The following is a 15,315-nucleotide window of genomic DNA, read 5'->3' as shown; positions in this document are numbered from 1 at the left end:
GGGGTGTTTGCCGCGGGGGCGGGGTTTCTATGGGCCGGGGCCCCCCCCCACCCCGGCCCCCCCCCCCCCCGCGCCGGGGGGGGGCCCCCCCCCCCGGGGGGGGGCCCCCCCCCCCCCCGACTCTCGGCGGCGCGTGTTTCACGTGAAACCGTGCGTTTCACGTGAAACACGCGCGCGGCGGCCTCGATCAGCCTGACGGCCCCCCGAAGAGACCTCCGTTGCCGTTGCCGTTGTTACCTCCGCCGCCCGTCGGTTCGTCCGTGGCCGGTGGTGACTCTCCGCCCGTGCTGCCATCGGTGGTTCCGCCGTCCGCGGTACCGCCGTTGTTGTTGCACTGCCAGTCCCAGTCGGCACAGGACTCACCGGGATCGGGGGTGTCCGACGGGGTCGGCGAGGGCCCCGTGTCCGAGGGGGTCGGCGACGGAGACTTCTCCGGCTCCTCGGTCTTCGACGGGGTCGGCGTCGGGGTGGGCGGCGGGGTCTCGCCGACGACCGAACCGATCTGCTCCGGCACAGGGAAGTTCTTCACAGCGGCGCCCTTCAGGGCTTCCTCCATGTAGTCCTTCCAGATCTGCGCGGGGAACGAGGCGCCGTGGATCTTCTTCTCGCCACCGGTACCGAACATCTCCAGGAACTCGCGCTTCTTGTTCCCTTCGTTGTCGTCGAGCCGGTACATGCTGATCGCGGTCGACAGCTGCGGGGTGTACCCGACGAACCAGGCGGACTTGTTGCCGTCGGTCGTACCGGTCTTGCCCGCCACCTGGCGGCCGCTCAGCTGCGCCGAGGTGCCCGTGCCCTTCTCGACGACGGTCCTGAGAACGTCGGTGACGTTGTCGGCGACCTCGGGGTCGAAGGCCCGCTTGGGCTGGGAGTCGTGCTGGTAGACGGTGCTGCCCTTGTACTCGACTTGCTTCACCGAGTACGGGTCGTTCTGCTTGCCGCTGGACGCGAAAGTGGAGTAGGCACCGGCCATGCGGATCGCGCTCGGAGAGGACGTACCGAGCGAGAAGGACGGGTAATTGGCGCTGGCCAGGCTGTTCTCCTTGAGACCGGAGTCGATGGCCGCGGCCTTCACCTTGTCCAGACCGACGTCCATGCCGAGCTGCACATACGCCGAGTTGACCGACTCCCGCATCGCCTCACGGAGGTCGATCTGGTAGGTCGGCGCGTTGTAGTCCGCGCCACCGTCGTTGGTCTGCAACCACTCCTTGCCATCGCGGTCGGTCCAGATGGTGCCGTCGTAGTTCTTGATCTTGAGCTTGTTCTTGCCGCTGTAAAGACTCTTGGGGTTGACGATCGTGCGCTGGTCCTCGCCCTGGTCCGGCGGCCCCGTCTTGTCGCGCTTGCCGTCCTTGAAGGCCGCGGCGAGCACGAACGGCTTGAACGTCGAACCGACCTGCGCACCGGTCTGGTCCGCGTTGTTGGTGAAGTGCTTGGTCGCGTCCGCACCGCCGTAGATGGCCTCGATCGCCCCGTCCTTGGGGTTCACGGACGCGCCACCGAACTGGACGTGTTTGTCCTTGTCCGGGCGCAGCTTGGGTTTGATCTTCGCCTTGCGGACCTTCTCCACGGACTTCTCGAGTTCCTTGACCTTCGTCCTGTCGAAGGTCGTGTGGATCTCGTAGCCGCCCTGCTGAAGGGCGTTGGCCGTGATCTTGCCCTTGCTGTTGTTGATCACGTACGCCTTGGCCAGGTCGACCAGATAACCCACCTGACCGCCCAGCTGAGCGTTGGAGCGGGGGTTCTGCAACTTCGGGAAGTCTTTGTACTTCTTCCGCACCTCGGCGCTCAGGTGGCCGTCCTTGACCTCCTCGTCGAGGATCCAATTCCAGCGCTTCTTGGCCCGCTTGGTGTTGGCGTCCTGCGTGGCCGCAGGGTCGACCGCGGCGGATCCGGCCGGGTCGTAATACGTGGCGCCCTTGAGCACCGTCGCCAGAAGTGCGCACTGGCTGGGGTTCAGCTTGCTGGCGTCCTCGCCGAAGTAGGCGCGCGCGGCCGCCTGGATGCCGTAGGCCCCACGGCCGTAGTAGGCGGTGTTGAGATAGCCCGCCATGATCTCTTCCTTGGAGACCTGCCGGCCCACCTTTATGGAGATGAAGAGCTCTTTGAACTTACGCGTGAACGTCTGCGACTGGTCGCCCAGGCGCGCGTTCTTCACGTACTGCTGGGTGATGGTCGAGCCACCCTGGGTCTCGCCGCCCTTGGCCATGTTCACCACGGCACGAGCGATGCCCATGGGGTCGACGCCCTTGTCGTCCTCGAACGTCTTGTTCTCGGCCGAGATGACGGCGGTCCGCATCGCCTCGGGGATCTTGTCGTAGTCGATGATCTGGCGGTTCGTCTCACCGCCGGTCGCGACCATCTGCTTGCCGTCGGCCCAGTAATAGACGTTGTTCTGGGCCGTGGCCGCATCATCGACCTTCGGCACCCCCACCAGGGCGTACGCGATTCCCGTGACCGCCATCAGGCTGCCGAGGAACCCGATGAACAGGCCGGTGACAAGGCGCCAGGAAGGAACCCAGCGCCGCAGACCGTCCTTGTCCGCGCGCGGGTAGTCGATCAGGCGCTTCTTGCGGGGCTCATGGCCGCCACGGCCGCGGCCGCGGCCGGGCCCGTTCGGGCCTCCGCCACCGCGTCGGCCTCCGCCACCGGCGCCTCCGCGCCCGGCGCCGGATCCATCGGCCGCGCGGCGTCGGCCTCCGCCCGCGCCGACAGCGCCACTGCGCTGCGCGGCACGACGGGCCTCGGCACGGCCGCCGTAGGGACGGTCCCCGTCATCAGGGGCCCCCGCTCCATGCGAACCGGTTGAGGAAGTGGGCGATCCAGTGGCGCCACGCGGTGCCGCGCGGCGACCTGAAGACACGCCTGGGACGCCGCGTCTGGCCGCGGCGCGACCGCCGCCCTGCGGCTGCGGCGGTTTGCGACGGTGCTCGCTCATCGAACGATTACTCCTCGGGCAGGCGCAGATGTCCGCGCCTGGAAACGGCGGCTGGTTTCCGGTCCCCCCGAAGTACGGATGCGCCCATGCCAGCGCTCATCCGCACTACACCAGGGACGACGACGCCCTCAGGCGTCACTTGGTTCCCGGCGGTCTGCATGGCGCACAGACTACGCACCGTCAAAACCCTCTTAGGGCAGAAGTTCACCCCAAATCAGGCAAGTCACTTCCTACGAATCGGTGATGTGACGCCGTTCACCGCTTCCCCCCTTGTCTCAACAGGAAGGCCGTTCTATCGTCTCGATGTATCGAGTCGATACATCAGCTCGGCATAAAGACCGTGTCGACAGACGCTGACAGACAGGAGGCGAAGATGAGCAGACGCTCCGGCATCCTCGAGTTCGCCGTCCTGGGCCTGCTGCGCGAGTCCCCGATGCACGGCTATGAGCTGCGTAAACGGCTCAATACCTCGCTGGGAGTGTTCCGCGCCTTCAGCTACGGGACGCTCTACCCCTGCCTCAAGACGCTGGTCGCCAACGGCTGGTTGATCGAGGAATCGAGCGGTACACCCGAGGACGCCCTCGCGGCCCCGCTCTCCGGGCGCCGCGCCAAGATCGTCTATCGGCTGACGGCGGAAGGTAAGGAGCACTTCGAGGAGCTGCTCTCCCAGACCGGCCCCGACGCGTACGAGGACGAACACTTCGCCGCCCGCTTCGCCTTCTTCGGGCAGACCTCGCGGGACGTACGCATGCGGGTGCTCGAGGGGCGTCGCAGCCGCCTCGAGGAGCGTCTGGAGAAGATGAGCGCTTCCCTGGCACGTACCCGGGAGCGCCTGGACGACTACACGCTTGAGCTGCAGCGGCACGGAATGGAGTCCGTGGAGCGCGAAGTGCGCTGGCTGAACGAGCTCATCGAGAGCGAGCGAGCGGGACGGGACCAGCAACGGTCCGCCCCGGACAGCTCCGCTCAGCACAACAGCACATCTGGGGAGTCGGGCGGCCTGCCCCGGCGGCGGGACGAGAACCCGCCGCCGGATCCGTCCGATGACACCGCCAAGTGAGACCCAGCGGTTCGCAGGGTCTCTTCCGGAATACACAGATCACAGGGAGCAACCGGAATGGGTTCGGTTCGCGTAGCCATCGTCGGCGTGGGCAACTGCGCCGCCTCGCTGGTCCAGGGCGTCGAGTACTACAAGGACGCAGACCCGGCCGCCAAGGTCCCGGGCCTGATGCACGTCCAGTTCGGCGAGTACCACGTCGGTGATGTCGAGTTCGTCGCCGCCTTCGACGTGGACGCCAAGAAGGTCGGCCTCGACCTCACGGACGCCATCGGCGCCAGCGAGAACAACACCATCAAGATTTGCGACGTACCGAGCAAGGGCGTCACCGTCCAGCGCGGCCACACCCTCGACGGCCTGGGCAAGTACTACCGCCAGACCATCGAGGAGTCCGACGAGGCGCCCGTCGACGTCGTCCAGATCCTCAAGGACAAGCAGGTCGACGTCCTCGTCTGCTACCTCCCCGTGGGTTCCGAGGACGCGGCGAAGTTCTACGCGCAGTGCGCCATCGACGCCAAGGTCGCCTTCGTCAACGCCCTTCCGGTCTTCATCGCCGGCACCAAGGAGTGGGCTGACAAGTTCACCGAGGCGGGCGTTCCGATCGTCGGTGACGACATCAAGTCGCAGGTCGGCGCCACCATCACGCACCGCGTGATGGCGAAGCTGTTCGAAGACCGCGGTGTCCGCCTTGAGCGCACGATGCAGCTCAACGTCGGCGGCAACATGGACTTCAAGAACATGTTGGAGCGTGACCGCCTCGAGTCGAAGAAGATCTCGAAGACGCAGTCCGTCACCTCGCAGATCCGCGACCGCGACATGGGCGCCGACAACGTCCACATCGGCCCGTCGGACTACGTGGCGTGGCTCGACGACCGCAAGTGGGCGTACGTCCGCCTCGAGGGCCGCGCCTTCGGTGACGTCCCGCTGAACCTGGAGTACAAGCTCGAGGTCTGGGACTCCCCGAACTCGGCCGGTGTCATCATCGACGCCCTGCGCGCCGCGAAGATCGCCAAGGACCGCGGCATCGGCGGCCCGATCCTCTCCGCGTCCTCGTACTTCATGAAGTCCCCGCCGGTGCAGTACTTCGACGACGAGGCGTACGAGAACGTCGAGAAGTTCATCAAGGGCGAGGTCGAGCGCTAAAGCTCGTCCCTTGAACGGCTGTTGAGGGTCCCCGGGGCAATCCGCCCGGGGACCCTCCTCGTATGTGAGGGTGTGCCCCATGGCTGTCGTCGCTGACCTGCGCGTACTGCTGCGCCTGCGGGATTTCCGGCGCCTGCTCGCCGTGCGGCTGATCTCCCAGGGCGCGGACGGCGTCTACCAGGTGGCACTCGCCACGTACGTGGTCTTCTCACCGGAGAAACAGACCTCGCCTGCCGCGATCGCCTCCGCGATGGCGGTGCTGCTCCTCCCGTACTCACTGATCGGCCCCTTCGCCGGCGTGCTCCTGGACCGCTGGCCTCGCCGCCAGGTCTTTCTGTACGGCAACCTGCTGCGGGCCGCGCTTGCTTCAGTGACCGCGGTGCTCATCCTGAGCGGCGTGCCGGACTGGCTCTTCTACGCCTCCGCGCTCTGCGTCACGGCCGTCAACCGCTTCGTCCTCGCCGGACTCTCGGCGTCGCTCCCGCGCGTGGTCGACACCGAGCGCCTGGTCATGGCCAACTCCCTCTCGCCTACCGCGGGGACGCTGGCGGCGACAGTGGGCGGCGGCCTCGCGTTCGTCGTGCGCCTGGTGGGTCCCGACTCCGACGCGGCAGTGGTCCTGCTCGGGTCCGCCCTCTACCTCTGCGCGGCGCTCGCCTCGCTGCGGATGGCGCGCGAACTCCTCGGCCCGGACCCGGAGGTGGTCAAGCCCCGCCTCGGCGCGGCGCTTTCCGGGACGGCGCGGGACCTGATGGCAGGGGTGCGGCACCTCTCGCAGCGGCGCCCCGCCGCCCACGCGCTCCTGGGGATGACGCTCATGCGCTTCTGCTACGGCGCTCTGTCGGTCATGGTGCTCATGCTCTGCCGGTACGCCTGGTCGTCATCGGAGGCGGACGGGCTAGCGCTCCTGGGCCTCGCCGTGGGGATCTCGGGGGCGGGCTTCTTCGCGGCGGCCGTGGTGACGCCCTGGGCGGTGAGCCGGCTGGGGGCCGGCGGCTGGATAGTGGCCTGCGCGGGGGCAGCGGCGGTCCTGGAACCGGCGCTGGCCCTCCCCTTCACGCCCGTCCCGCTGCTCATCGCCGCGTTCCTGCTGGGTCTGACGACCCAGGGCGCGAAGATCGCCACGGACACGGTGGTGCAGTCGGCGGTGGACGACCGCTTCCGTGGCCGGATCTTCTCGGTCTACGACGTCCTGTTCAACGTCGCTTTCGTCGCCGCGGCGGGGGTAGCCGCGCTGATGCTGCCGCCTGACGGTCGATCGATGCCACTGGTGATCACGGTGGCCGTTATCTACGCAGCAATTGCTGCCACTATGGCCAGATTTGGCGCGCAGTAAGTGTCACATCAATGCCACAGAGCCCCTCTGGGCTACAGAGATGTCACCGCATCCCTATAACTTACGGACGTCGTATCCGCGCCATCGCGCTTCCGTTCGAGGGGGACCCCCAAGTGACCACTCCGCCCCAGGGCCAGAATCCGTACGGCCAGGCTGTGCAGCCGTTGCCCGGCCAGCCCGGCCAGCCCGGTGTTCCGCAGCAGCCCTACCCGCCGTACAACCAGGGAGCGCCGGTTCCGCCTCCGGCCCCCGCGGGCGGTGGCCGTCGCGTCAACAAGCTGGTTCTGCGGATCGGTGCCGTCATCGTCGTCGGCATCCTCATCGCTGTGGGCAAGTTCTACCTGGGACGCAGCGACGCCGAGACCACAGCTGTCGGTGACTGCCTGCACAACAAGGGCACGCAGTCGCAGCCGGACCTGAAGAACACCGACTGCTCCTCGAGCGACGCGGAGTTCAAGGTCATCGAGAAGTTCGACGACACCAGCAGCGTCAGCAAGTGCAACACGGTCAAGGGGACCGAGGTCTCCTACTACCAGACCGGCGGCAGCCACGACGTGGTGCTCTGCCTGAAGAGCGCGAAGTAAGACCGACGCGAAGGGGCACTGTTTCACGTGAAACAGTGCCCCTTCGCATGTCCGGATCCGGCTTCGCATATCCGGATCCGGTGCGATGTTTCACGTGAAACACCGCACCGAGCCTCACCTCACTGCTGAGCTGCCCACCACTCCTTGAGCGCAGCGATCGCCGCGTCGCGCTCCATCGGCCCGTTCTCCAGGCGCAGCTCCAACAGGAACTTGTACGCCTGCCCGATCACCGGGCCCGGCCGCACGTCCAGGACCTGCATGATCTCGTTGCCGTCCAGGTCGGGGCGGATCGAGTCCAGCTCCTCCTGCTCCTGAAGCCGTGCGATGCGCTCCTCAAGACCGTCGTACGCGCGCGACAGGGCGTTCGCCTTGCGCTTGTTGCGCGTCGTGCAGTCGGAGCGGGTCAGCTTGTGCAGCCGGCTCAGGAGCGGGCCCGCGTCGCGTACGTAGCGGCGTACCGCCGAGTCCGTCCATTCGCCCGTGCCGTAGCCGTGGAAGCGCAGGTGCAGCTCCACCAGGCGGGAGACGTCCTTCACGAGCTCGTTCGAGTACTTGAGCTCCGTCATCCGCTTCTTGGTCATCTTGGCGCCCACCACCTCGTGGTGGTGGAAGGAGACCCGGCCGTCGTCCTCGAAGCGCCGTGTCCTCGGCTTCCCGATGTCATGCAGGAGCGCCGCGAGCCGCAGCGTCAGGTCCGGTCCGTTCTCCTCCAGCGCCATCGCCTGTTCAAGAACGATCAGCGAGTGGTCGTAGACATCCTTGTGGCGGTGGTGCTCGTCACTCTCCAGACGCAGGGCCGGGAGCTCGGGCAGGACGTGGTCTGCGATGCCTGTGTCGACAAGTAGAGCCAGTCCCTTCGCCGGGTACGGCGAGAGGATCAGCTTGTTCAGTTCGTCACGGACTCGCTCGGCGGAGACGATGTCGATGCGCTCGGCCATCGCCTTCATCGCGGCGACGACCTCAGGGGCAACCTCGAAGTCCAGCTGCGCGGCGAACCGCGCAGCCCGCATCATCCGCAGCGGGTCGTCGGAGAAGGAGTCCTCCGGGGTGCCGGGAGTACGCAGGACACGCTCGGCCAGGTCCTCGAGCCCTCCGTGAGGGTCGACGAACTCCTTCTGCGGGAGCGCCACGGCCATCGCGTTGACGGTGAAGTCACGACGTACGAGGTCTTCCTCGATGGAGTCGCCGTACGACACCTCGGGCTTGCGCGAGGTCCTGTCGTAGGCCTCGGACCGATAGGTCGTGACCTCGATCTGGTAGCCGTTCTTCTGGCTCCCCACCGTGCCGAAGGCGATCCCGACCTCCCACACCGAGTCCGCCCACGGCCTGACGATCTTCAGTACGTCCTCGGGGCGGGCGTCAGTCGTGAAGTCCAGGTCATTGCCGAGCCGGCCAAGGAGCGCGTCTCTGACCGACCCGCCGACCAAGGCGAGGGAGAACCCGGCCTCCTCGAAACGGCGGGCAAGGTCGTCCGCGACAGGGGACACACGCAGCAGTTCGCTGACCGCGCGGCGTTGCACCTGACTCAGTGCGCTGGGATTTTCTTCATTGGCGTTCGGCACAACAGAAAAGGGTACGTGCCCCCGACGCCCCAAGCCGCCCGGTTTTCAGCGGGCCCGCCAGAGCCGCGCGCCCCTCCCCGGCCAGGTATTCCGATCATGTGGAGCAGTCCGCGGCACTTCGCCACAGCGCACCTCGTTACCATGCGTGGACGCACAACCGACGACCACTGACGACGACGAGGACGGGCAACGCGTGGCCGAGGCGGCAGACACCCCGGGGACCAGTCCCTCACCTGCCCGCCGGTGGCTGCGGCGTACGGCAGCGCTGCTGGCTGGGGCCCCATTGCTGACCGGGATGCTGCAGCTGTCGGCGGGGCCGGCCGCGCATGCCGCGGTGCCCGAGGCGGCGGCGGACGCCACGGGGTCGAACACCGTAGACGTCTCGCTCAACAAGCTCACGCCCAACGCCCCGACGGAGGGGGACACCCTCACCGTCTCCGGCACGGTCACCAACGACGGCAAGCAGCCGGTGACCGGAGCCCAGGCCGGGCTTCGTCTCGGCCCGGTCCTGAACGGCCGGAGCGAGATCGACTCGGCCGCCAAACGCACCGGCTACCAGCCGGGCTCCGACGGCACAGAGGTCGGCGGCAAGTACGTCAAGAAGTTCGCCAAGCTCGCCCCCGGCGCCCGCGAGGACTTCAGCATCTCCGTCCCGGTCAAGGCGCTGGACCTCAACGCCGACGGCGTCTACCAGCTGGGGGTCTCCCTCTCGGGCCGGACCGCCGCCCAGCCGTGGGCCCAGGTGCTCGGCTTCGAGCGGACCTTCCTGCCGTGGCAGTCGGGCGCCGCCGACACGAAGACCAAGACGACGTACCTGTGGCCTCTCATCTCCACCGCGCACCTCACGGCGGAGACCGGCTCGGACGAGCAGCAGACGCCCGTCTTCACGGACGACGACCTGGCCGAGGAGCTCGCCCCGGGCGGCCGCCTGGAGCAGATGCTGTCCCTGGGCCGCGAGCTCGACGTCACCTGGGTCGTCGATCCCGACCTGCTGGCCTCCGTCGACGCGATGACGCGGAGCTACCGGGTTCGGACCGCCGACGGCAAGAGCACCACGGCGGGCAAGGGCCAGGCTCTCGCCAAGGAGTGGCTCAACGACCTTGAGCAGACCGTGCAGGGCAAGAAGATCGTCGCGCTGCCCTTCGCCGATCCCGACCTCGCCTCGCTCGCCCACAACGGCAAGGCCGTCACCGGCTCCCTCGGCCGGCTCAAGGACGCCACCGACATGGGGGCCGAGGCCGTGGACACCATCCTCCACGTCAAGCCGCGGTCGGACTTCGCGTGGCCCGTGGACGGCGCGCTCGACCCCTCGGTCGTCGACGTCTCCACCTCCGCCGGCGCCCACACGGTGATCGCCCGGAGCGACAGCCTGCGCGAGTCGGACGGACTGCCGTACACGCCCAACGCCGCCCGCCCCATCGGCGGCGGCACGACGGCCGTGGTGGCCGACGCACGCCTCTCCACGGCCTTCCAGGGCGACATGACGGGGGCCGAGACCTCCACGCTCGCCCTGCAGGAGTTCCTCGCCCAGAGCCTGATGGTCAACCTTCAGGAGCCCGACAGGCAGCGCAGCATCGTCGTCGCCCCGCAGCGCATGCCGTCGGTCAGCCAGGCCCAGACGATGGCGAAGGCGCTGACCGCCCTCTCCGACGAGCGCTGGTCCCAGTCGCAGGACCTGTCGGCTGCGGCGAAGGCGAAGCCGGACCCGGCGGCCTCGACCCGGGTGCCTTCCGCCGGGGCCTACCCGGCGGCGCTGCGGAAGCATGAGCTGCCGAGGTCGGCCTTCCAGTCCCTGCAGAACACCCAGAACAAGCTCAACCGCTTCAAGACGATCCTCAGCGAGCCCGACCGCGTGATCACCCCCTTCGGGCGGGCCATAGACCGCGGGATGTCCACGTCCTGGCGTGGCCGGGCCGGCGATGCGGCGACGTTCCGCAAGGACGTCGAGCGCTACCTGACCACGCTCACCCGGCAGGTGGCGCTGATCCAGAAGTCCGACGCGAAGCTCTCGGGCCGCAGCGCGACGATCCCGGTGACGGTGCAGAACAACCTGGTCCAGGACGTCGACCACATGGTTCTGCGTCTGACGTCGGAGAACCCCACGCGTCTGAAGATCGGCGACAAGGCCTACTGGGAACAGCCGGTCAAGGTCGCGGGCGGGCACGCCCAGTCGGTGAAGTTCACCACCACGGCCAACGCCAACGGCCCGGTCCCGGTCTACGCCCAGCTGTTCACCGAGGACGGCCAGCCTTACGGCAAGCCCGTCCGCTTCGACGTGAACGTCACCGAGATCACCCTCACCGTGATGCTCGTCATCGCGGGTGGCGTGCTGCTCCTCGTACTCGCCGGATTCCGGATGTACACCCAGCGCAAGCGGGCCGCCCGGCAGCGAGCCGAGGAGGGCCCGGAGGAGGACACCGAGAACGGCCCCGAGGACGGTCCCGAAGGCGAGTCCGGCACCGAGCCCGGTGAGGACGACCCCGAGCAGCCGAGTGACCCGACACCGGACACCGCTCCGGAAAGCACCGACCCGTCCGACACGGGTGAGAGAGTGGACCGTTGAGCGATGTCGTGGCCGGTGGGCCCGGGGACGATGAGGTGGGGTAATCCATGAACGCGCCGTACGACGGTGACCGTGGCCAGGGCGCGGGCGGTTCCGGTCCCCCCGAGGACGGGCAGGTGCCACCGCCGCCCGCCCCGGACCTGTACCTCCAGGACGCCTACGACCAGGATCCCTACCGGGCACAGGACCTCGCCGCCCAGGACCCGGTGACCGAGGCGCTGTACGACCGCGCCGCGCATCCTCCGCCGCCGCCCGGGTACTACCAGGACCCCCAGCCGCTCTACGCCCAGCCGCCGTCCCCGCAGCACGCCCCCGACCCCCGGGTGTGGGCGCAGACCCCGGCGCCCGAGCCTGAGGGACCGACCCGGCATCTGCCCTACGGCGACGACGCCCGTACGACGCAGTTCGTGGGCGTCGACGATCTGGTCACCCAGGCCGGCGAGGAGCGCCACGAGCCGGACGCGTTCGCCCACCTCTTCCGCGACCAGCAGCCGGGCGGCTACGACCAGGGCGGCTACCCGCAGGGCAACGGGTACCCCGAGGGCAACGGCTACCAGCAGCCCGGCGGCTACCAGCCCCCCGAACCCCCCATGGTCCCGGCCCCGGCAGCTCCCCCCACCCCCGCACCGGCCCCGAAGTCGGGCGGCGGCGGCAAGGCGTCGAGCCTGCTGAAGTCGAGCGCGGTGATGGCCGCGGGCACGTTGGTCTCCCGGCTCACCGGTTTCGTACGCACCATGGTGATCACCGCCGCCCTCGGCGCCGCGACGCTCGGCGACGCCTGGACGGTCGCGTACACACTGCCGACGATGATCTACATCCTGACCGTCGGCGGCGGCCTCAACTCGGTCTTCGTGCCGCAGCTGGTGCGCGCCATGAAGGACGACGAAGACGGCGGCGAGGCCTACGCCAACCGTCTGCTGACCCTCGTCATGGTCGCGCTCGGCCTCATCGTCGCCCTGGCCGTCTTCGCGGCGCCGCTGCTGATCAAACTGATGTCGACCCCGATCGCGAACAACGAGCCGGCCAACAACGTCGCTGTCACGTTCGCCCGCTACTGCCTGCCCACCATCTTCTTCATGGGCGTGCACGTGGTGATGGGCCAGATCCTCAACGCCCGCGGCAAGTTCGGCGCCATGATGTGGACCCCGGTCCTCAACAACATCGTCATGATCGTCACGTTCGGCCTGTTCATCTGGGTCTACGGGACCTCGGGTGACTCCGACATGATGGTGGAGACGATCCCGGCGGACGGTGTCCGTCTCCTCGGCGTCGGGACCCTGCTCGGTCTGACCGTCCAGGCTCTGGCGATGATCCCGTATCTGCGCGAGACGGGGTTCCGGTTCCGGCCGCGTTTCGACTGGAAGGGCCACGGCCTCGGCAAGGCGGTCAAGCTCGCCAAGTGGACGGTGCTCTTCGTCCTCGCCAACCAGGCGGGCGTGCTCGTCGTCACCCAGCTGGCCACCGCCGCGGGCAAAGCCTCCGGCAAGGACGGCACCGGCATCATGGCCTACTCGAACGCCCAGCTGATCTGGGGCATGCCGCAGGCCATCATCACCGTCTCCGTCATGGCGGCCATGCTGCCGCGCATCTCGCGTTCGGCCCACGACAACGACCCGGGCGCGGTCCGCGACGACATCTCCCAGGGGCTGCGCACCTCCGCGGTGGCAATCGTCCCGGTCGCCTTCGCGTTCGTCGCCCTCGGCGTCCCGATGTGCACCCTCCTGTTCGCATCCAGCGGCAGCGAGGCAGCCCAGTCCATGGGCTTCGTCCTGATGGCCTTCGGCCTCGGCCTGATCCCGTTCTCGGTGCAGTACGTCGTGCTGCGCGGCTTCTACGCGTACGAGGACACCCGGACGCCCTTCTACAACACGGTCATCGTGGCCGCCGTCAACGCGGCCGCCAGTGCGATCGCCTACGTCCTCCTGCCCGCCCAGTGGGCAGTGGTCGGCATGGCCGGGTCGTACGGCCTCGCCTACACGGTCGGCGTCGGTGTCGCCTGGCGCAGGCTACGCAACCGCCTGGGCGGCGATCTGGATGGCACCCAGGTTCTGCGTACGTACGCCCGACTGTCCATGGCCTGCATCCCGGCGGCCCTCCTCGGCGGCGCCGCCGCCTTCGGGATTCTCAGGGCCCTCGGCGACGGGGCCGGCGGCTCCCTGATCGCCCTGGTGGCCGGTGGAATCGTCCTCGGTGGTGTCTTCTTCGTGGCCGCCCGAAAGATGCGGATTGCGGAGCTGAATTCGATGGTCGGGATGGTCCGCGGCCGTCTCGGTCGGTGAGATACAAGGGTTCGCACAACCATCACCGGCCACCGCGTGTCGTGCATAGCGCCGGACTGTGGGCACAATTGGCTTTGGCGTCTGACGAAGCGCGATGGATGGGGAGGCAGGAACGACGGTGGCGGAACGGATCACGGCTGCCGTCGACGTGGCAGACAACAGCGGCGATGAGCCGCTGACCGCGAAGGCGGACGAGGCCACGGCCGACGGGGTGGCCCAGACCCGGGAGCGGGAAACGGCAGAAGAAGGCGCAGCAGAGAACGGCGAGCTCACCAGTTCCGGGACGGCATCACCCCCCGAACTGCACAGCGGCCACAAGCTCGCCAGACGCTATCGACTCGAAGAGTGCGTCACCCGTCTGGACGGTTTCAGCAGCTGGCGTGCGGTGGACGAGAAGCTCCGCCGGGCCGTCGGCGTGCATCTGCTGCCCGCCGACCATCCGCGGGCCCGATCGGTACTCGCGGCGGCCCGCTCATCGGCGCTGCTCGGCGACCCCCGCTTCGTGCACGTCCTGGACGCGGTCGAGGAGAACGACCTCGTCTACGTGGTGCACGAGTGGCTGCCCGACGCCACAGAACTCACCGCGCTGCTCGCGGCGGGCCCTCTGGAGGCGCACGACGCGTACCAGCTCGTCAGTCAGGTCGCCCAGGCCATGGCGGCCGCCCACCGTGAGGGCCTCGCCCATCTGCGGCTGACCCCGAGCGCGGTGCTTCGGACCTCGTCCGGGCAGTACCGCATCCGCGGCCTCGCCGTGAACGCGGCACTCCGCGGCATCAGTTCGGACACTCCTCAGCGCACGGACACCGAAGCGGTCGGCGCACTTCTGTACGCGTCGCTGACCCAGCGCTGGCCGTACGAGGACGACGCGTACGGCCTCTCCGGGCTTCCCAAGGGCGTCGGCCTGATCTCCCCCGACCAGGTGCGCGCAGGCGTGCACAGGGGCCTCTCCGAGATCGCGATGCGCGCGCTCGTGAACGAGGGTGCGACGGCCTCCCGCCAGGAGCCGCCGTGCACGACGCCGGAGGAGCTGGTGAAGGCGATCGGCGAGATGCCGCGCATCCGCCCGCCCGAGCCCGCGTTCGCCGCGCCGCCCGAGTACCAGCGCACGACCTACCAGCAGGGCACCTACGGCCGCACCACGGCCCGGCCCGGAGCCACCCAGCCCGTGCCGACCCCGCCGCCCCCGCTGCAGAGCCGTACGGGCAAGGCCCTCAAGTGGGCCGTGTCCGCGCTCCTCATCGCGGCCCTGGGGCTCGGCAGCTGGCAGCTCGCGGACGCGCTGATGGACCGGGGGAACTCCGAGGACCCCGGCAGCAGCTCGGACACCTCCGACGACGGCGACAAGAACACGCCGAAGAAGCCCGCGCAGCCCGTCCAGATCGAGAACGGCGAGGAGTACGTCCTCGATGGCAACGCGCAGAACCCTGAAGGCGTCCGCAACACGTACGACGGCGACGGCTCGTCATACTGGCGGACCAACAGCTTCATAGACGGTCCCAAACTCGCGCCTTACAAGCCCGGCGTCGGAATCGTCTACGACCTGGGCAAGGAACAGGACGTGTCGGCCGCGTCGATCGGTCTTCGCTACGTCGGCGACCACACGACGATCAAGCTCTACGGCACGGACTCGATGTCTTCCTCGACGCCCCTCAGCTCGATGAAGCCGATCGGAAGCGTCACGACCTCGGGCGGCACCGCGACGGTCAAGGCCAAGAAACCGGTCACGACGCGGTACGTCCTTCTCTGGATCACCGATGTACCGAAGTCGCCCCGTGATGAGTACAGCAGCGCGGGGTACAAGCAGGCCATCACGGACGTGAAGTTCAAGGGCTGACGGCCGGGGCTCACCGGGG

At 68.4% G+C, this 15,315-nt stretch carries 10 protein-coding genes; 7 read left to right on the top strand and 3 right to left on the bottom strand.

Features of this window, described 5'->3' with window-relative positions:
- Nucleotides 1-187: 187 nt before the first annotated feature.
- Nucleotides 188-2,464 (bottom strand): transglycosylase domain-containing protein, encoded by a 2,277-nt coding sequence (locus ACGFX9_RS35415; protein ID WP_393482932.1) that lies wholly within the window; start codon nt 2,462-2,464, stop codon nt 188-190.
- 95 nt (nt 2,465-2,559) lie between these two features.
- Nucleotides 2,560-2,778: a hypothetical protein gene (locus ACGFX9_RS35410; RefSeq protein WP_393482929.1), complete on the bottom strand. Its 219-nt coding sequence runs from the start codon at nt 2,776-2,778 to the stop codon at nt 2,560-2,562.
- A 533-nt stretch (nt 2,779-3,311) separates the two neighbouring features.
- On the opposite strand from ACGFX9_RS35410, the gene ACGFX9_RS35405 reads away from it, so the two are divergent.
- The 4 genes from ACGFX9_RS35405 to ACGFX9_RS35390 all read left to right on the top strand — a co-directional run bounded on the left by ACGFX9_RS35405 (nt 3,312) and on the right by ACGFX9_RS35390 (nt 7,058).
- Nucleotides 3,312-3,998, top strand: a complete 687-nt coding sequence (locus ACGFX9_RS35405; protein WP_393482926.1) for a PadR family transcriptional regulator — start codon at nt 3,312-3,314, stop codon at nt 3,996-3,998.
- 57 nt (nt 3,999-4,055) lie between these two features.
- Entirely contained in the window at nt 4,056-5,138 is a 1,083-nt protein-coding gene (locus ACGFX9_RS35400) for an inositol-3-phosphate synthase (RefSeq protein ID WP_393482923.1), read from the top strand.
- Between the two features lie 79 nt (nt 5,139-5,217).
- Nucleotides 5,218-6,474, top strand: a complete 1,257-nt coding sequence (locus tag ACGFX9_RS35395; RefSeq protein WP_393482920.1) for an MFS transporter — start codon at nt 5,218-5,220, stop codon at nt 6,472-6,474.
- Between the two features lie 113 nt (nt 6,475-6,587).
- Nucleotides 6,588-7,058 carry a hypothetical protein gene (locus ACGFX9_RS35390; RefSeq protein WP_393482917.1) on the top strand — a complete coding sequence of 157 codons (471 nt, stop codon included), beginning with the start codon at nt 6,588-6,590 and terminating at the stop codon, nt 7,056-7,058.
- A gap of 119 nt (nt 7,059-7,177) precedes the next feature.
- Here the strand turns inward: ACGFX9_RS35390 and ACGFX9_RS35385 are convergent, their stop codons facing one another.
- Nucleotides 7,178-8,620, bottom strand: coding sequence for a CCA tRNA nucleotidyltransferase (locus ACGFX9_RS35385; protein WP_393482914.1), 1,443 nt, complete (start codon nt 8,618-8,620; stop codon nt 7,178-7,180).
- Nucleotides 8,621-8,813: 193 nt separating this feature from the next.
- Here ACGFX9_RS35385 and ACGFX9_RS35380 point away from each other — a divergent pair, with 193 nt between their 5' ends.
- The 3 genes from ACGFX9_RS35380 (at nt 8,814) to ACGFX9_RS35370 (ending at nt 15,296) form a co-directional block, all read left to right on the top strand.
- On the top strand, nt 8,814-11,183 hold the full coding sequence (locus ACGFX9_RS35380) for a DUF6049 family protein (RefSeq protein ID WP_393482958.1): 2,370 nt from the start codon (nt 8,814-8,816) through the stop codon (nt 11,181-11,183).
- A gap of 47 nt (nt 11,184-11,230) precedes the next feature.
- Nucleotides 11,231-13,462 carry a murein biosynthesis integral membrane protein MurJ gene (murJ, locus tag ACGFX9_RS35375; protein ID WP_393482911.1) on the top strand — a complete coding sequence of 744 codons (2,232 nt, stop codon included), beginning with the start codon at nt 11,231-11,233 and terminating at the stop codon, nt 13,460-13,462.
- A gap of 118 nt (nt 13,463-13,580) precedes the next feature.
- On the top strand, nt 13,581-15,296 hold the full coding sequence (locus ACGFX9_RS35370) for a protein kinase family protein (RefSeq protein WP_393482908.1): 1,716 nt from the start codon (nt 13,581-13,583) through the stop codon (nt 15,294-15,296).
- Nucleotides 15,297-15,315 lie beyond the last annotated feature (19 nt).

Origin of the sequence: Streptomyces sp. NPDC048436 (assembly GCF_043200355.1) — a bacterium.
In the GTDB taxonomy this organism is placed as follows: domain Bacteria; phylum Actinomycetota; class Actinomycetes; order Streptomycetales; family Streptomycetaceae; genus Streptomyces.
The sequence above is the reverse complement of the archived record's forward strand: the minus strand, read 5'-3'. Positions and strand labels throughout refer to the sequence as shown.

Bases quoted from the DNA above. Each gene is read 5' to 3' on its own strand.
- ACGFX9_RS35415 (WP_393482932.1), bottom strand. From the start codon at position 2,464: ATGGCGGTCACGGGAATCGCGTACGCCCTGGTGGGGGTGCCGAAGGTC.
- ACGFX9_RS35410 (WP_393482929.1), bottom strand. From the start codon at position 2,778: ATGACGGGGACCGTCCCTACGGCGGCCGTGCCGAGGCCCGTCGTGCCG.
- ACGFX9_RS35405 (WP_393482926.1), top strand. From the start codon at position 3,312: ATGAGCAGACGCTCCGGCATCCTCGAGTTCGCCGTCCTGGGCCTGCTG.
- ACGFX9_RS35400 (WP_393482923.1), top strand. From the start codon at position 4,056: ATGGGTTCGGTTCGCGTAGCCATCGTCGGCGTGGGCAACTGCGCCGCC.
- ACGFX9_RS35395 (WP_393482920.1), top strand. From the start codon at position 5,218: ATGGCTGTCGTCGCTGACCTGCGCGTACTGCTGCGCCTGCGGGATTTC.
- murJ (WP_393482911.1), top strand. From the start codon at position 11,231: ATGAACGCGCCGTACGACGGTGACCGTGGCCAGGGCGCGGGCGGTTCC.